This is a genomic window from Piscirickettsia litoralis (assembly GCF_001720395.1).
GTDB classification, from domain to species: domain Bacteria; phylum Pseudomonadota; class Gammaproteobacteria; order Piscirickettsiales; family Piscirickettsiaceae; genus Piscirickettsia; species Piscirickettsia litoralis.
Map to the genome: position 1 here is coordinate 45,585 of NZ_MDTU01000002.1, position 15,379 is coordinate 60,963.

Annotated in this window: 21 protein-coding genes and 2 pseudogenes; 20 read left to right on the top strand and 3 right to left on the bottom strand. The window is 34.7% G+C overall.

The window, feature by feature from the left end; genetic code table 11:
* Positions 1-156 precede the first annotated feature (156 nt).
* From BGC07_RS15195 to BGC07_RS15260, 18 genes and pseudogenes are all read left to right on the top strand, one after another.
* Complete coding sequence (locus BGC07_RS15195; RefSeq protein ID WP_069313933.1) at positions 157-480, top strand: hypothetical protein; 324 nt, start codon at positions 157-159, stop codon at positions 478-480.
* A gap of 163 nt (positions 481-643) precedes the next feature.
* Positions 644-1,039, top strand: a complete 396-nt coding sequence (locus BGC07_RS15200; RefSeq protein ID WP_069313934.1) for a hypothetical protein — start codon at positions 644-646, stop codon at positions 1,037-1,039.
* Between the two features lie 54 nt (positions 1,040-1,093).
* Positions 1,094-2,080, top strand: coding sequence for a hypothetical protein (locus BGC07_RS15205; RefSeq protein ID WP_235603451.1), 987 nt, complete (start codon positions 1,094-1,096; stop codon positions 2,078-2,080).
* A gap of 161 nt (positions 2,081-2,241) precedes the next feature.
* The gene (locus BGC07_RS15210; protein WP_235603452.1) at positions 2,242-2,496 is read left to right on the top strand and encodes a hypothetical protein; all 255 of its coding nucleotides are present in this window, start codon (positions 2,242-2,244) and stop codon (positions 2,494-2,496) included.
* A 177-nt stretch (positions 2,497-2,673) separates the two neighbouring features.
* The gene (locus BGC07_RS15215) at positions 2,674-3,030 is read left to right on the top strand and encodes a DotD/TraH family lipoprotein (RefSeq protein WP_235603453.1); all 357 of its coding nucleotides are present in this window, start codon (positions 2,674-2,676) and stop codon (positions 3,028-3,030) included.
* Positions 3,023-3,768, top strand: a pseudogene (locus BGC07_RS15220) (type IV secretory system conjugative DNA transfer family protein). Before BGC07_RS15215 ends, BGC07_RS15220 begins: the two are co-directional and overlap by 8 nt.
* On the top strand, positions 3,758-4,882 hold the full coding sequence (locus BGC07_RS15225; RefSeq protein ID WP_069313937.1) for an ATPase, T2SS/T4P/T4SS family: 1,125 nt from the start codon (positions 3,758-3,760) through the stop codon (positions 4,880-4,882). The pseudogene BGC07_RS15220 and the gene BGC07_RS15225 overlap by 11 nt, the downstream one beginning before the upstream one ends.
* Before the next feature lie 106 nt (positions 4,883-4,988).
* The gene (locus BGC07_RS23705) at positions 4,989-5,153 is read left to right on the top strand and encodes a hypothetical protein (protein WP_317135158.1); all 165 of its coding nucleotides are present in this window, start codon (positions 4,989-4,991) and stop codon (positions 5,151-5,153) included.
* Positions 5,128-7,050, top strand: coding sequence for a type IV secretory system conjugative DNA transfer family protein (locus tag BGC07_RS15230; RefSeq protein WP_077216976.1), 1,923 nt, complete (start codon positions 5,128-5,130; stop codon positions 7,048-7,050). The genes BGC07_RS23705 and BGC07_RS15230 overlap by 26 nt, the downstream gene beginning before the upstream one ends.
* Position 7,051: 1 nt before the next feature.
* Positions 7,052-7,372 (top strand): hypothetical protein, encoded by a 321-nt coding sequence (locus tag BGC07_RS21275; RefSeq protein ID WP_077216977.1) that lies wholly within the window; start codon positions 7,052-7,054, stop codon positions 7,370-7,372.
* Positions 7,373-7,445: 73 nt separating this feature from the next.
* Positions 7,446-7,907 (top strand): hypothetical protein, encoded by a 462-nt coding sequence (locus BGC07_RS20230; RefSeq protein ID WP_069313938.1) that lies wholly within the window; start codon positions 7,446-7,448, stop codon positions 7,905-7,907.
* A gap of 115 nt (positions 7,908-8,022) precedes the next feature.
* Positions 8,023-8,451 carry a hypothetical protein gene (locus tag BGC07_RS22735; RefSeq protein WP_235603454.1) on the top strand — a complete coding sequence of 143 codons (429 nt, stop codon included), beginning with the start codon at positions 8,023-8,025 and terminating at the stop codon, positions 8,449-8,451.
* A 45-nt stretch (positions 8,452-8,496) separates the two neighbouring features.
* A complete protein-coding gene (locus BGC07_RS22740; protein WP_235603455.1) occupies positions 8,497-8,715 on the top strand; it encodes a hypothetical protein in 219 nt (72 codons plus the stop codon).
* Complete coding sequence (locus BGC07_RS22745; protein WP_449421088.1) at positions 8,688-8,954, top strand: secretion/conjugation apparatus DotM-related subunit; 267 nt, start codon at positions 8,688-8,690, stop codon at positions 8,952-8,954. Before BGC07_RS22740 ends, BGC07_RS22745 begins: the two co-directional genes overlap by 28 nt.
* A gap of 87 nt (positions 8,955-9,041) precedes the next feature.
* Positions 9,042-9,527, top strand: a complete 486-nt coding sequence (locus BGC07_RS15245; RefSeq protein ID WP_235603457.1) for a hypothetical protein — start codon at positions 9,042-9,044, stop codon at positions 9,525-9,527.
* Between the two features lie 205 nt (positions 9,528-9,732).
* Positions 9,733-9,990 carry a type IVB secretion system protein IcmW gene (locus tag BGC07_RS22750; protein ID WP_235603458.1) on the top strand — a complete coding sequence of 86 codons (258 nt, stop codon included), beginning with the start codon at positions 9,733-9,735 and terminating at the stop codon, positions 9,988-9,990.
* Positions 9,991-10,117: 127 nt separating this feature from the next.
* Positions 10,118-10,429: a hypothetical protein gene (locus BGC07_RS15255; RefSeq protein WP_069313939.1), complete on the top strand. Its 312-nt coding sequence runs from the start codon at positions 10,118-10,120 to the stop codon at positions 10,427-10,429.
* Entirely contained in the window at positions 10,377-10,946 is a 570-nt protein-coding gene (locus BGC07_RS15260) for a hypothetical protein (RefSeq protein ID WP_139121775.1), read from the top strand. The genes BGC07_RS15255 and BGC07_RS15260 overlap by 53 nt, the downstream gene beginning before the upstream one ends.
* A 59-nt stretch (positions 10,947-11,005) precedes the next feature.
* Here the strand turns inward: BGC07_RS15260 and BGC07_RS15265 are convergent, their stop codons facing one another.
* From BGC07_RS15265 to BGC07_RS15275, 3 genes are all read right to left on the bottom strand, one after another.
* Positions 11,006-11,299 (bottom strand): hypothetical protein, encoded by a 294-nt coding sequence (locus tag BGC07_RS15265; protein ID WP_069313941.1) that lies wholly within the window; start codon positions 11,297-11,299, stop codon positions 11,006-11,008.
* 40 nt (positions 11,300-11,339) lie between these two features.
* On the bottom strand, positions 11,340-11,675 hold the full coding sequence (locus tag BGC07_RS15270) for a hypothetical protein (protein ID WP_069313942.1): 336 nt from the start codon (positions 11,673-11,675) through the stop codon (positions 11,340-11,342).
* A gap of 87 nt (positions 11,676-11,762) precedes the next feature.
* The gene (locus tag BGC07_RS15275) at positions 11,763-13,067 is read right to left on the bottom strand and encodes an LbtU family siderophore porin (protein ID WP_069313943.1); all 1,305 of its coding nucleotides are present in this window, start codon (positions 13,065-13,067) and stop codon (positions 11,763-11,765) included.
* Positions 13,068-13,474: 407 nt separating this feature from the next.
* Between BGC07_RS15275 and BGC07_RS15280 the strand changes: the two genes are divergently transcribed.
* Positions 13,475-13,963, top strand: a complete 489-nt coding sequence (locus BGC07_RS15280) for a hypothetical protein (RefSeq protein WP_158006976.1) — start codon at positions 13,475-13,477, stop codon at positions 13,961-13,963.
* A gap of 17 nt (positions 13,964-13,980) precedes the next feature.
* Positions 13,981-15,257, top strand: a pseudogene (gene waaA, locus BGC07_RS15285) (lipid IV(A) 3-deoxy-D-manno-octulosonic acid transferase).
* Positions 15,258-15,379: the final 122 nt, after the last annotated feature.

Sequence of the window (15,379 nt, forward strand, 5' to 3'; positions counted from 1 at the left end):
CAACTAAAGAAGCATACTATTCTGGTTTAGGACAAGTTGGCACAGCTTTGGCTGGGAAAAGCAGGTGCTGAGTTTAATCGACCGCCAACAGTTACTTTAAATCAAGGTGTTGGTATGGGGATTTTATTCATGTCTGATGTAAAGGTATAAGATAAAATGAGTGATTTAGAAAAAAACTATAACTTTGAAGATGACCAAAAAGTGAATGAGACTATAGAAAGTTCGCTTTTAGAAAGTGATTCGACGGTTGAAAGAAATAGTAAAGACACTGTACAGAAGCGCATATTATCATGGGATAAAATTAAGCCTGTATTACATTATTATATTATCGCAATAATTGCATTTTCTATAGCTGGTTATATGATGTATAGCGCTTATCAGGCTTTATACCCTAAGCAGAAAACTCAACCATTAAAAGGCAATAGCTTGACTTTTAGTTCACAGATTCGAAAAACCATTAAAGGGTTCTGTAGGATCTAAAAAAGAAAAAGCATATAACTCTGTGAGTAACAAAATTGCAAAAAAAACAAGAAACAATGAATGATGCCTCTGATTCCATAGGTCTTAGTAGTCAAAAAAATGGAAAAATTAAATGCTGATTTAAAATAATATAAAAGATAATATAAATAATTTAATAGTGCAAATGAAGGGAGTGACAAAAACCAAGGATAAATATTATCAAGTTAATGAAGATAACAAAAAAAACCTTTTGAGTATGGGCAAAAGGCAAAAGGCTATTGAAAATAGTATTAGCTTGTTAGCGAGTAGTATTGGGTCGTTAGATAAAAAATTATCAAAATTAGAAAATATCACAGAAAAAAATAATGAAGAGATTAAGTTAATAGTTGCAAATCAATATAGTCATCATGAAAAATTAACCCTTAGAGCGATTATTTCTGGGAGAGCTTGGTTAGTGAATAATGATGGTGTTACTCTTACGGTAACAAAAAATACAAATATTCCAGGATATGGTCACGTTGTTAATATCGATGATAAGAAAGAGCAAGTAAAAATGAGCTCTGGATATATTTTTAAATAATATGAATGAGAAAAGACGTTTAAAATGAATACATTCAGAGCCAAAGAACTTCGTTTGTTATCTGTAATAATATTGGTGCAGTTACTCTCCCAATATGCATATGCATCAGGAGGTGAGATTGCAACAAACTTTAACCAAGTTTCTGAAAATTGGCAGTTAACATTAACAAATATTTCAATTTTTGTTGAGTTTATTACCGCCTTATCTGGTGTAGTTCTTGTTATTTTTGGCTTGCTGCAACTAAGGCAGGGCCAAACTGCGCAAGGTGGACAGCAACAAACAACTAAGGTTGGTATTGCCTATCTTACTATTGGTGGCTGTCTTTTAGCCATAGGTGCTATTACTGTTGTACTTGCTAATTCGGTAAATTCATCTGATGTCAGCCAAGGTGTTGAGTCTCTTCATAATGCTCAGGCAAGTGCACCTATAACTATATATGATAATATTATTTATTATCTATTAATGCCATTTTTACACTTAATTGACGTGGTTGGACCTGTTATTGGTTTAATTACTTTATGTGTAGGAATATATAGATTAAGGTGTCACGCAAACCCTCAGATGATGACAATGCAGAGGCGTTCACCAATGGCAACAGGTTTTTATTTTTTTGTAGGTTCTGTTTTGTTGTTTCCTTTTTATTTAATTGAAGCGTTGAGTGGCTCTATGTTTCAAACCCCTCAAATTCTTCAACAGTATTGTGGAAGCTCGAGTGGAGAAGAGTTTCTTTCTTACTTTAGTACTTTGCAAAGTAGTAGCTTAATTACATTTTCTGATGGTACATTTCAATGTGTACCCGTTTCTGCAAGTAGCACCAGCGATGGCTTGTTAAAATTAGTTTATGCTATTTTATTTGTCGTTGGCTTTATTTCCTTCTTACGAGGAGTTTTTTTATTAACTCGTCTAGGTGAACATACAGGAGGGCCTGATGCAAGTATGTCAAAAACCGTAGCACATATTCTCGCTGGAATGTGTGCAATTAATGCAAATGTTTTGTTTGATATCATGTGTAATACATATCACACAATAATTAAACTGTAATAATATTAATATTTTGGAGTTATTTATGAAAATAATTTTTTAAAAAAATTAAATTTTATCTCTTAATTTGTTCTGTTTTTATTTTTTCAGCAACTGCCTATGCTAGTACTGATACATTAACTACTCTACTACAAAGTTGGCAAGGGACATTTAAAAATGCCTTGTTATTTATTGAGTTTGTCAGTGGTTTTGGCGGTGTGGTTTTAGTGGTTATGGGGTTGTTTCAGTTGCGAACTGGGCATGGTGCACAAGGCGGTGGTCAGCAAGCACAAACGAAATCTGGTTTTATTTATATGATTTTAGGGGCTGCACTACTTGTTGTAGGAACAATTTCAGGTGTTCTTGCGAATACTACGAGTGCCGGTGTAACTGCCAGTGTTACGGGTATGATAAGCAGTTATAGTATTACAACTTAATTCTGGTGGTTAATTTGCGTTACACAATGAATATAAATTTAACTGTGATATTGTTTTTTGTTGCTATTGTGATGTTACAAGGCTGCTCTTCGCAGCCTACTCAAATTAATCAGCAGGCAATTGTCAGTGAGCAGCTTAAAAATAATAAACAAATCCAACAAGTTTTGATTCAAGCCGTTGAAAAAAACAGACTGTGCGTTATCGAGTTTGTCTGAGATTAGCCGGGCGCAACATCCGAAGAAAGAAACTATGCCATTCGAAAATATTCATGATAAAGCTCTGAATAAAAGTATTTCTATTAATTGGTATGGGCCGATTAATTCGGTTGTTAAAAATATTGCAAATGCATTGGGATTTCACTATCAAGAATTTGGCAAGCAACCCAGTTTACCAGTGCTCGTGAATATCAATGAAAAATCAACAGCAGCATTAGTGGTTTTACAAGATATTGAATTACAAGCGAATAATAAAGCCACAATTAAAATATTGCCTCAACAGAAAATCATTAGTTTAAGGTACTTAACTGATGATTGATCAGACACTATACTCACTTGAGCAGTTGAGCAATTTGTCAAATAAATCTGCTTACTATCAGCAGCAGCAACATTTGAATATACGCTTAAAGGCAATTAAAGAAACAGCCTTATCTTTAGGGGCGCAAGCAGGTTTAGCCTCGGAGTCAAAAATTATTGATTCTTTTTTGGTAAGCTATAGTGATAATCTTGATAAAATATTCGATTTCAATCAATTACTTTTGCAAAGTAATGTTCTTCCTCCAGTAATTTCCAGTTCAAACAATTCTGTTAATGTTGGTCAAGGTGCTCAGTCTATTCGTGCTGCAGGGAAAACATATAAAATTATCAGTCAGGTTAAGTTTGTAACAGCACCACCAACTTGGCGTGATTATTTATATATGAATTATAGTAAGATAGACTTGCCGAATAAAGTTTTATTGCCAAAAAATAACGAGGAAGATGAAATATGGAAAAAAATATTTCTAAAGGATGGTTGAAAGGAATCAATCAGGCAGTTACGGTTTACAAGATAAATTTAAATCGTTTAGTGAGAGATTATACAGGAATGGTTTTGTATAAAAAGTTACTTGCAGAAGGATTAATTAGCCCTGTTTACATCGACAAAAAATATCATGGTATAACGGGGGATAAAGATAAAGTAACGGTTGATGACTGGACTTGGGCAATTAAAAATAAACCAGGCTTACAAATGGGCAGTAAGTTATGGCAGCCTGTAGTAAGGGTTGATGATGAATAACTTCATGATGACGACAGAGCCTGCTTATTTTACCCCCATAGAGTTTGATCGCCTACTTGTCTTTTTACATAGTGCAAACGCCTCAGATATTACTATTCAATCGGGTGAAAATGTCATCGCTGACATTCAAGGCTTATTATATCGAGTGACGGTACGAAAGCTGACTCAGCAAGAGGTCTCTGATTTAATCAATCATATTTATGGAGCGAATGCGACTGCACAAGTACAAAGTGGCACAGATTTAGATACTAGTTATCAGTTAGTCGCAGGTGGTGAGAATTTTCGCTATCGTGTAAATATTACGGCCTGCCAATTTCAAGGTTATAGTGGAATACAGGTAACTTTGCGAACAATCACAGCAAGTCCTCCAGAACTAAAAAAGATGGAGCTTGATCAAGCTTTGCATGAAAACTTGGAAGTGCCTCAAGGTGTTGTTGTTATCAGTGGTGCGACTGGGTCAGGAAAAAGCACATTATTGGCATCATTAGTCGCAAATTTTTTGAAAAAACCTGAGAGTCATTTGAAAGTGCTAACTTATGAGTCACCGATCGAGTATACTTATGACGATGTCGATAAGCCAAGTTCAATAATTAGTCAAAGCGAAGTTCCTCGGCATTTGCCTACCTTTGCTGCAGGTATTAGAAATGCATTGCGTAGGAAACCCGGTTTAATTTTGGTGGGAGAAGCGCGAGACAGGCCAACACTTGAAGCTGTGATTGAAGCTTCATTAACTGGCCATCCTGTTTACACGACAGTACATAGTAATGGGGTCGTTGATAGTTTTCGTCGTATGGTGAACTTATTTGCCGCTGAAGAGAGGCAGGCGCGCTTATACGACCTTATTGAAACTGTGCGTGTAATTATTTGGCAAGCACTTATTCCTACCATTACAGGAACTCGAACCGTTATTCGCGAGTATTTGATTATTACTGATGAGATAAAAGATCGGCTTTATCGTTCAACAGCCGAAAATATGACTATGTTATTAAAAGATATTTTAATCCAGTCAGGAAGACCTTTACATAAAGATATTCAGCTCAAGCAAGATTTAGGAATAATTTCTGAGTGTACAGCAAGAAAATATATTTTTTCAACGAAAGAGGAAATACAGTGAATTACGATGAACTGGCAACCCACTGGCGTGACTCAGCTTTTTATCCAAAAATTTTATATGTTAGATGCACGAGTATGCTTTCCGTTTCTTTTATTTTTTTTGACACATGCGCTTAAGTACATTATTTGTAACACTTGTAGCTGTTATATTTTTAGCAATTTTGAACAAATTTAACTTAACGTTAATGGCATTTTTTATAGTACTTCGAGAAACAATTGCTGGTAGCAAAAAAGATAGATTCAGTTATGAAGACATTTCGTGGTGTAGTTAAAAATCAAGAACAAGCTCAGATTCATGCGGTACGAGATTTACGTGCTTTTCACCATCGTTTTGGTGACTTACTTGCCAGCCGTCAAGGGTCTTGCATTTGTATTATCATTCTTTGTTTTTTGAGCTTTATTTTTCCATATTTCGCAGACATTTTTATTATAATGATTCTTACTATTTTTTGGTTTTCAATGTGGTCATCGTCATCGCTGCCCTTTAAAAAACCATCACACAGCAAAGAAACTGATCCAAATAATCCAAGACCTGGAAGTAATTCACCTGGTAAATCAGAGGGAATTTATCATTTTGGTAACGAATTTAATACTAATGGCGAGCTTTGGTTTAATAATTCTGACATGAGAACACACTGTTTGATTTTCGGATCAACAGGGAGTGGTAAGACAGAGACGTTATTGTCAATTTCCTATAATGCTTTAGTCCAAGGCAGTGGGTTTATTTATGTTGATGGTAAAGGAGATAATTCACTTTTTGCTAAAGTTTTTTCTATGGTTCGTTCAATGGGTCGAGAGGATGATTTATTAGTTGTTAATTTTATGACAGGTGCACGTGATATTATTGGTCCACAAAAAGATATTGTTTCAAATACAATGAACCCTTTTGCTGTTGGTTCTTCGAGCATGCTTTCTCAGCTTGTGAGCAGCATGATGGATTCTGGCGGTCAAGGACAGGGAGGGGATGCTGATATGTGGAAAGGGCGAGCAATTTCCTTTATTGAGGCACTGATGAGAATACTTGTCTATCTTCGTGACCAAGAGGCATTGTTACTTGATGCGGGCACAATTCGCCGTTATTTTACCATAGAAGCGTTAGAGGGCTTATTTCATGATAAAGTGATTTTAGATCAGCTAGGAAATGAAGTGACTTATGATGATGATATTCCTTTTGATGTGAAAGATCCTTTATCTAATTATTTGGTCAGTTTGCCTGGCTATAAAATGGATAAAAAGGGAGAGCAGTCTGAAAAAGTGTATGAGCAGCATGGTTATATTATTATGCAACTTACTCGAATATTTGGGTCATTAGCAGATGTTTATGCACACATCATCCGAACAAATCTAGCGGAAGTCGATTTTCGTGATGTCGTCTTAAATCGTCGAATCCTTGTTGTTTTATTGCCTGCACTGGAAAAATCACCAGATGAACTTTCTAATTTAGGGAAATTAATTATTGCATCATTAAAAGCCATGCTTGCAGCAGGTCTGGGGGATAAAGTTGAAGGGGATTATAAAGATGTAATTGAAACTAAACCGACGAACTCGAATACACCTTATTTGTGTGTGTTAGATGAGTATGGTTATTATGCTGTTGAAGGTTTTGCTGTTGTTCCTGCTCAAGCACGTTCACTAGGATTTTCTGTTGTTTTTGCTGGCCAGGATTTACCTGCATTCCAAAAAGCATCGAAAGAAGAAGCCGCTTCTATTTGTGCAAATACCAATATCAAAATATGTATGAAACTAGAAGATCCACAAGAAACCTGGGAGTTCTTTCAGAAAACTGCGGGTGAAGCTTATGTGTCAGTTGCAAAAAGCTATAATGTCAATCAAAACTCAACGACGATGAGCTACCAGGATACAATGGAAGCTAATTTAGACAAGCGCAACCGAGTTGATTTACTAGACCTAAAAGATCAACGAGAAGGTGAGGCTCATGTTTTTTTTAAATCAAGTATTGTTCGCATGAGGTCGTTTTATGCGAACCCCGCTAAGGTTAAGAAATTAAAAATTAATCAGTTCTTAAAGGTGGAGTCATTTTCACAGGGTGAAATAAAAAGATTGAAATCAATCAATAAAATTAAAAAAGAAGAGATAGATTTTGAAGAAAAACTAAATATAGATATGGAAAGTGACCCTGTCTTTAATTCTTTAATTAAAAAAAATTAATATGAATCAGCCAATAGATTTAGATAAAGCTAATTTAATTATTAAAGAAGTTGTTGAAATAAATAATGATAGTGATGATGATATAGAGCCCGAAGATTTCGTACCTAAGAATGATATATTTTTAAATATTCCTTTGGAGAGACGGATTGAAAGCATGTACTATGATTTTGAAGTTTCAAGTTTAGAAGACTGTCTGATTGATTATAAAAAGATTAAAGTAGCAGTAGAAAAATTAGCTGTTTTGAGCGACTTCCCTAAAAAAGAGGTCCGTGGAGTGGCGAATGAAATTGCTGAAAAAAATATCGGCGATTACACTTTATGAAAGCAATTATGATTTGCTGGAAAATGTAGCTCCTCTTGTTGATGAAATTATTACTCATTGGATATAACTTGATATGAATATGATTGATCCTGTTATCGAAGAAAAAGAACAAGTAAAAAAAATAGCTAAGCAATTAGGAAATCCTTGTATCTTGCCTAATTTTAGGCTATTAGATGAAATGGTAGAAGAGCTTTACTGTGAAAAGTTATATCGAGTTCAAACCTTGCATAAAATTTGTGATCAAGTCTGCCATGATGATGATGGTGGCGATGGTGATGGTGATGGTGATGGTGAAAATGCAATTTCTCCATATTCTGTGATTAGTGTACTTTATTTAATTAATCCACGTCGTGCAATGTCTGTTTTTATTGATTTTATTTGCTCTTATGATTCAGTTGAAAATGTTATTCGTCATCACTCTAAACGATTGGGGGTTAAAGTGACAGATAAGGCACCTCCTATGGTAATGAGCAAAGTAGCGATGCCAGAAAAAGAGGTGGATAAAGGTAAAAATTATGGTGTATCACTAGGGTAATAATAATGCAAAATGATCAGGTAGGTGTCCCCATATTATTTACTATACTATTGCGATCGCTGTTTTAAGCTGCGCAGCTTTTATTTACTTTCATGATGAAGTTGTACGCATTATTTTGTCATTTAAATTATTTGAGATAGAGCTAATTAGTCTAGCAACTAACCAACTAAACTATTTAAATCAATGGGTGAAACAGACACCTGTTGCTGCAGTGACTGCACAAGACTTATATACTTTATCAAAGCTAACTGGATTAATTTTACGATGGTTAAGCTTGCCCATTGCACTAATTGCTGTTTTATTACTTTGTAAACTTCATCCTGGTAATAAACTATCAAAGATTCATAATATGAAGACATTGCTTGAAAGTATGCAGGGTGAGTTTCCAGAAACTCAGCCCATTATTGGAAAGAAGCTAGATGAACAGGATATTAATGAAGGGCCTTGGAGAATGGCATTAACCCCTGTAGAGTTTATGAAAGAACATAACTTATTAAAATCAAATAAAATGATTAATAAAGGATTAGCAAGTGAAATTTTTTGACTAATCAGTTAGGTGCTGTTTGGATAGATGCAAAATCAGTTGAATATGACAGAAAAAGTTATTTTTGGTATTTTATCTGCATTTGCATGTTATGACCGCATTTCAGCCGAACGTGCAGCAAGAGTGGTTTCTTTATCTGCACGAAAAGAGAATTTAAATTGTAATTTAGCATTACAACTTTTTGAAAAATACAAAGATCGAAAAATATACAGGATATTATACAATCACACCATTATATTTATACTGTTTTTTCTTCATTGCTAGAAGCAGCAAGGCAAAGTGGCATTGTATCAACTTCGATATTTTTATGGTTAAAAACTAAAGACAGGCCACTTTGGTATTGCTTAAATAATGTTGGGCGTCAAGCTGTTTTTGTTGAAGCGGCTGCTGTAAGGTCGCATTGGCTTATCGAGAAAGCAATTGAAGAACCTATTGCAATGCCAATGGTCGATAAGGCTATTTATGGGCTTGAAGCAGTCTTCAAAACTGTAGAGGTTGAGTAGTTAAGTTATGTCAAGCTTATTATTGCAGGCTTTACCAGGGAATAGTATAAAGTTTGAGCGTCGAAAGAGTAACAAAGTCTTAAAAAAGTGGCAGAAGAAATTGCAAAAAATTCTCATTATCGCTGTCAATATTGTCAAGTTTTTTGCAAAGAATGGTATGAGATTATTAATATAGATGGTAACTATGATAATAATTACCATAATAATCTAGCCTGTGCATGCAAATTATGTGCGAATTGTTTATTAATGGATCAATATACTCTCTCCTATATAGGAGAGAGTAAACTCATATTTCTCCCAGAAATTAGTCAAGCTGACCTAAATTTAGTTGTAGTTACTATGGCTAAGATAGTAAGCTCAGAGGAAAATAAAGAATATACTTTAGCGGCTAAAACACTTTATTCAAGCTTAAGTGGCCGATCTGATTTTTTAAAAGAAATATGCCAGGCTGATTTAAGTCACCCAAGTTCTTTTCTTTTTATGAGTTCAGATAAAGAGATTGACTATAAACTAATTTCTGGAGTTAGATTGATTTTTTCATTTAATTACTTGGAAAGTGTTTGTTGCAGTTAGCTTTAAATTAAATAAAAATAGGTAAATTTTACTATGACTAATCTTGCTGAGCAGGTCACAACTTATTGGAAGTCTTACGAAAAATAGTAATATTAACCATGCGTTAATTAATTTTGAGGAGATTGGAAAAAGAAGTATACTCACTCAGTGAGCATGATACACGAAAAAAATTTTGGAGGTGCTAGATTATGCAAAGAGCAAGGACTTGAGTAAGATTGATCATGAGTTAATGCTTAGACTGATGAACTCATTGCCGGCAGCTTATATGTTTTATTTATTGCACCAATTAAACCAATATAATTCAGAATATATCTCTGGTTTAATCGGAAAATCTAATGAGTTAAAAGATAAAAAAGCAAACTACAAAGCATTCTATGATAGGAATATGCTTTTCGAAAAGCTTCAGATTGCTGCACGGATATTTTCATCAGATAGAATCAACAAGCTAATATCTATACTCTAGAAATAGCATAAATAACAAAATATTTCAATACTTATCAGTAAAACTGCTGTGTACTAGAAAAAATAAGTTTGTTAATTTTTAGTTAGTATCTGTTGTTATAACCCTTTTCTTTAGAAGGAGAGCAGTAATGCCTAAATTTAATGAACCGGATAAATACTTTAATGAAAAGATTAAGGAGCCGATAGAAAAAGAGCTTACAAGGAAGCTGGATGCAGAGTTCGGAAAAATACTGGACGATGCTACTTCTAAAAGTGTTAGAAGCAGTGAGCTAGGGGGATTACCTAACGATCCATTTTGCGAACTGCTTGAAAAAGAAGCTGAAAAATTTGTAAAGGATTGCCTGAATGAACCCAATAGTGATTATAAAATAAAATTGAGAACACACCTTGAAAGTCTTAAAAAAGAGTATGATGAACAATCATCAAAAATTTTTGGCTGAAGAAAGTGAATCCTTTGATGAAAAAAAAGCTACAAGATATTCAAATGGCATTTCGCAAATTATTTCTGGGGCTATAGGTAGTCTTCCTGAAAAAGATACCCCTTCAGAAGCGGAGCGTTTTGACACTGTAACACGGGATATGACTTATGAAGTTGGAAGTAAAGTTAAATCCGAAACTAAATCTAAAATTAGTGAGATTGAAGCGTTAGGCCAACTGTATGAGATAGCTAACCGCGAAGAATGCCCTACCTTTGATAAAGCTAAGGATATACAAACTAAAGCCAATGATTTATTAGGTAAAGTAAAATTTGAAGGGGGTTTTATGGATAAATTAATCGGGAGTGTAAAAACACTGTTTAAGCTTAGGGAGTTGCACTGGGATACACAAGGTAAGCATGAGGTTAGGAATATTTCCAATAAAGCGGAAAAGACTACGTTGTTTATGAATAAAGCCAAAAATTCTCAGCAACAAGCTGATCTTTCCAATATCTCAGTACCCGCCGGCCCCTATAGCTAATATGTTTTTTGGAAAGGCTTTCTTATCGTTTTGTGGTGGTTTAGCCTTTCCCTTTACGCTTAGTGCAGGTTTTTTATGGTCAAGCCTGATAATGAAAATTCAAGATACTCCTTATTGGGCTTTATAAACTCTTGAGTTTCCCAGAGCGCGATTGTTAGCACTTCAGAAACACAAAAATTAATTGGGTCGTATAAAAATAAAAGCTTCAGCACTGCTTCGGATTGGTTTTCATTAATGCAGTTTCCAGAAGTTAATTCATGAGCTAATTGATTTATATGGTGAAAAAATAGTTTAACGTCAGAGTTACTTGGCTTTTTATTTTGATCGATAATATGGGTAATGGTTGATGGCATAATTCATATCTGCTTTGCCGTAGGACGGGCTTACCAATCGTTAGTGTAGTGCATTTTTGCAGCGTTTAGGAGAGGCGGCGTCTCGCTTCCATGTGATAGCATCAATTTGTTTGATTGTTTGCTTATGAATTCTTTTGATCATTTGACTTAAATGTTCTGGTTCTGAAAAATGCTCTTGGTACATTTGTAAATAACTATCAAAGCAAGAAGCAATTAGAGATGAAAAGATAGAAGACATATAAAACAACTTATCATCTTTATCTTCAATATGTCTTCTTTGTGAATTTGATATTTCTAGAATAGACTCTGTTATTTTTTTTAAACTTTCATCGATATTTTCTATGATGTTATTTTTTTCTTTTTTATTTTCTTCCATAAAGCCTTCTCGTTATGATTTTTGCTCTAACTGTTCTCATAAATTTAGTAAAAAGGGCGCTAAAGCACCCTTTTGAAAGTTTATAAATTAAAACTTAACCGTCATATCGGCAGTTAATACATCATAATGAGAAATATCACCACTCACAGCTGCATTAGTAAATTGGCCTACGTGAGCATATTCAAGGCCGACAGTTGTGTTTTTGAACACTTCAGAATTCACACTCAATAGCCATTGTCCGCGTTTAGGGCCTGCTGCGCTATTTGTATCGGTTACATTGGCTGTGTCGAAACCATATGTGCGGCTGTAGCCTAACATTACCGTTGTAGGTTTAATGACTTGTAAATGGTATGCAGTTTCTATATCAAATGCTTTTAGTTCAGTTGTACCTGATCCTGTGCGGTTATTTACAGACTCTAAGCTTTGTCCGTATATGCCGAGGATGTCAAATGGTCCAAAGCTTACTTTGGCATTGATGCTAGCCATCGGAATACGGCCCGTATTTTGATCAACGCCTGAAATTGTTAAATTGCTGTTGGTATTTACCATATTAGATACATAGCCTGCACCGACAGTCGTACGGATTTGACCTGTGTTAAATGTATAGTCCGCTTGGGCAGACCAATTACTTGTTGCTTGGTTAGGGTTATTAATATTATCTGGAGTTGTATTTGTTTTAAATGCTGTCAACGATGTATGTAGTCCTGCTTTATAGAAGCCGACTGACGCGCCGTCTGCAGCATCGGGGCGGAAGTAATTCTTCACTAAGTTATCAGAGTAAATGTCATTATCACTTAAACCAAACAAACCTGCATCTGGATAGAGTTTACCGATTTGACCATAGACAGGTAGTTGGTTTAGGTTACCAATGAGTAAGCTGCCTGTATTAAGCGCACTATTATTAACATGATTTAGATCATAAGACATTTCCCCGTTAATCCAATCGTTAACGTGAGCTAAAACATCAATACGTGCAGTATCTAAGTAGAACCCAGACGCGCTGCTGTTGGTATATTGGGCTTTAGCTGGGCTGCCGCTAGTAGCGCCAGACCCTACGCTGCCTTGATGACTATATTGACCATCCGCTTCTAAAGTGCCACCAATCGTTAATAGAGGGGCATTACTACCTGCTTTTGCTAATGACTTAAGAAGGTCTAAACCACGGTTGTTGTATTCATTAGCAGAGATTAAAGAGTCGCCTATAGAGCCAACATGAACTGCACTTGTTGTTTGGCCTTGCCCTTGAAGATTAGCAACTTGCTGCTGAAGTTGAGCTTGTTGAGCTCTCAATTGATTAATTTGTAATTGTAGTTTTCCGTTATCTGCTGCATTTACAGAAGTAGCCGTTAGGCCAGCTACAGCAATTGCTGTTACGATCATTTTCACTTTCATTATTACTTCTCACTCTAATGAGTTGGTATACACATACGATTTGCCTTTTCAGCAGGCAAATGAAGATTCTATATCGACAAGTTTAATATTGTATACCGCAAAATTTCTGATATGGATTGTGTGGGGCATGGCAAGACTGTTTGTAAAAAACAGTAAATTTCCGGTGATGGAAGTAGAAGCTCTAGATATATGATAAGTAATTATATTTTTAACATAAGTAGTTAGTGATCTGTATAGAGTTGCTTGCTGAAAATAACCTAAAACAGCCTGAGGTGGTTTGATAACTATTTATAACTAAAGGAGTTAAAATGTTATTTGCTGAGAAGTTGTTAAAAAGTAAAAAGTATAAAGCAAGTTGGGCCGCTTGAGATACAGCAAGCTATTGAAGAAGCAAAAAAGCTTTGGATGTGAAAAAATCGAAGAAAAGCTTAGAGGCGATTAATTATTTTAACCAAGGAGATATGTGTAGTTTTAACTCTATTTTAAGTGATGACGAATGTGTAGAAATAAATTTGACTGGAATGGACATTAGCAATATTACTTTACCTAATTTAACCAAGAAAACTATCAATTTTTCTAGTTGTGAATTGTGGAAAGTTGAGTTTAATAACCTGGAAGATTGTGAACTTATTATGAATAACTGTTCGTTAAATAGGTGCTCTTTTAATGGAGGGGAAATAACTATAGTCGCGGACTCTTTAAGGGTTCATAACTCAGATTTTTTGAGCTGTAACTTGTCAAAATCTAAATTAGATCGCCTTCTTGTTTCTCACTCCAGCCTTAAAAATACAATCTTACCAGATAGTATTGGTTGTGGAGAAATTAATTTCTCTACAATTTGTTTGTCGAAAATACCTAATAATGTGAAAGAAAAAATTAACAACCACAAAGGTTAAATTTAATGTACAAATTAATGTCATTTATTTATACAACACTATATGTTTTACATCTACCAGTAAAAGCAATCAAAATACTTATACGGCAAAAATCTAATCTAAGGACAGGTATCTATTCGAGATTAGGTTATGTTGATCATCAATCAAATAAACCTTCTATCTGGGTTCATGCTGTTTCTTTGGGGGAGTCTATCGCCATTACTCCTCTAATAAAAAACTGAGAGCTAGGCATGTAAATCACGACATTGTTGTTACAACATTTACTAAAACAGGGCATGAGTATGTTAAATCTAAGTTAGCAGATGATGTACACTGCTACTATATTCCTTTCGACATCAAGTTTTGTATTAAAGCATTTATTAATAGAGTTAAGCCACAAGCGCTGATATTGGTTGAAACTGAAATTTGGCCTAACCTTCTAGAAGTATGCCGAACAAAAAAGGTTAAAGTGTGTTTAACAAATGCTAGATTATCAGAAAGATCTTATAAAAAATATAAGAAGTTTGGCGATCTATCTAAAAATTTACTATCGCGTATTGATAAAATCATTTCACAATCCGACCGTGACTCATCAAATTTTATTAATCTTGGCTACCCTTCTACTCAAATTAGCACAAGTGGCAGTATTAAATATGACCTTGCTCCAGACCCTGCTTTGATTGAGAAAGGAAAAATGCTATATCAAAATAGCTGGAATAACAGTATAGTTGTTTGTGCTGCAAGCACTCATGACGGCGAAGAGAAAATTATATTATCAGCATTTGAGGAAATAAAGGCTTCTAACAAAAGTGTTAAACTAATCATAGTTCCTAGACACCCTGGAAGATTTAATGATGTTTATGAATTATCAAAAAAATACTCACAAAATGTTGTTAAAAAAAGTCAAGCTTCTATCAATGATTTAAAAGAAGCTGAAATTTTAGTCGGAGATACAATGGGTGAAATGACCCTATATCTTTCGATGGCCAATATTTCATTTGTAGGAGGGAGCTTAGTAAAAATTGGAGGACATAACCTTTTAGAACCTGCATCACTGAAAGTACCGATAATTACAGGTCGCTATTTATATAACTTTAAAGAAATCTCAGAAAATCTAATAAAAGCTTCTGCCTTAGAAGTTGTGAGTAATGAGCAAGAGTTACTTATAGCTATGAATAACCTTATCGACTCAAAGGATCTTCGTTTATCTATGCTTGAGGCAGGATATCGAGTATATGCTCAGAACAAAGGAGCTTTGTATAAGCAATTAACAACAATAGAAACGCTATTACCAAAAATAGCATGGGGCTTTTAATAGGCTTAAATTAAGTGGCTTATTATCTTTTAAAAATGTAAATGGATACCAATAATTGCTATCCATACAAATTTTAATAATCTTTTTGCGTTAACATTTGTACTTATAGCACTTCCCTAAGG

What these genes read in the sequence shown, in the direction of transcription:
- BGC07_RS15200 (WP_069313934.1), top strand. Translation starts at nt 644, where the DNA reads ATGAAGGGAGTGACAAAAACCAAGGATAAATATTATCAAGTTAATGAA.
- BGC07_RS15225 (WP_069313937.1), top strand. Translation starts at nt 3,758, where the DNA reads ATGATGAATAACTTCATGATGACGACAGAGCCTGCTTATTTTACCCCC.
- BGC07_RS15270 (WP_069313942.1), bottom strand. Translation starts at nt 11,675, where the DNA reads ATGGAAGAAAATAAAAAAGAAAAAAATAACATCATAGAAAATATCGAT.
- BGC07_RS15195 (WP_069313933.1), top strand. Translation starts at nt 157, where the DNA reads ATGAGTGATTTAGAAAAAAACTATAACTTTGAAGATGACCAAAAAGTG.
- BGC07_RS23705 (WP_317135158.1), top strand. Translation starts at nt 4,989, where the DNA reads ATGCGCTTAAGTACATTATTTGTAACACTTGTAGCTGTTATATTTTTA.
- BGC07_RS22740 (WP_235603455.1), top strand. Translation starts at nt 8,497, where the DNA reads ATGACAGAAAAAGTTATTTTTGGTATTTTATCTGCATTTGCATGTTAT.
- BGC07_RS15230 (WP_077216976.1), top strand. Translation starts at nt 5,128, where the DNA reads ATGAAGACATTTCGTGGTGTAGTTAAAAATCAAGAACAAGCTCAGATT.
- BGC07_RS21275 (WP_077216977.1), top strand. Translation starts at nt 7,052, where the DNA reads ATGAATCAGCCAATAGATTTAGATAAAGCTAATTTAATTATTAAAGAA.
- BGC07_RS15255 (WP_069313939.1), top strand. Translation starts at nt 10,118, where the DNA reads ATGCCTAAATTTAATGAACCGGATAAATACTTTAATGAAAAGATTAAG.
- BGC07_RS15265 (WP_069313941.1), bottom strand. Translation starts at nt 11,299, where the DNA reads ATGCCATCAACCATTACCCATATTATCGATCAAAATAAAAAGCCAAGT.
- BGC07_RS15275 (WP_069313943.1), bottom strand. Translation starts at nt 13,067, where the DNA reads ATGAAAGTGAAAATGATCGTAACAGCAATTGCTGTAGCTGGCCTAACG.
- BGC07_RS20230 (WP_069313938.1), top strand. Translation starts at nt 7,446, where the DNA reads ATGAATATGATTGATCCTGTTATCGAAGAAAAAGAACAAGTAAAAAAA.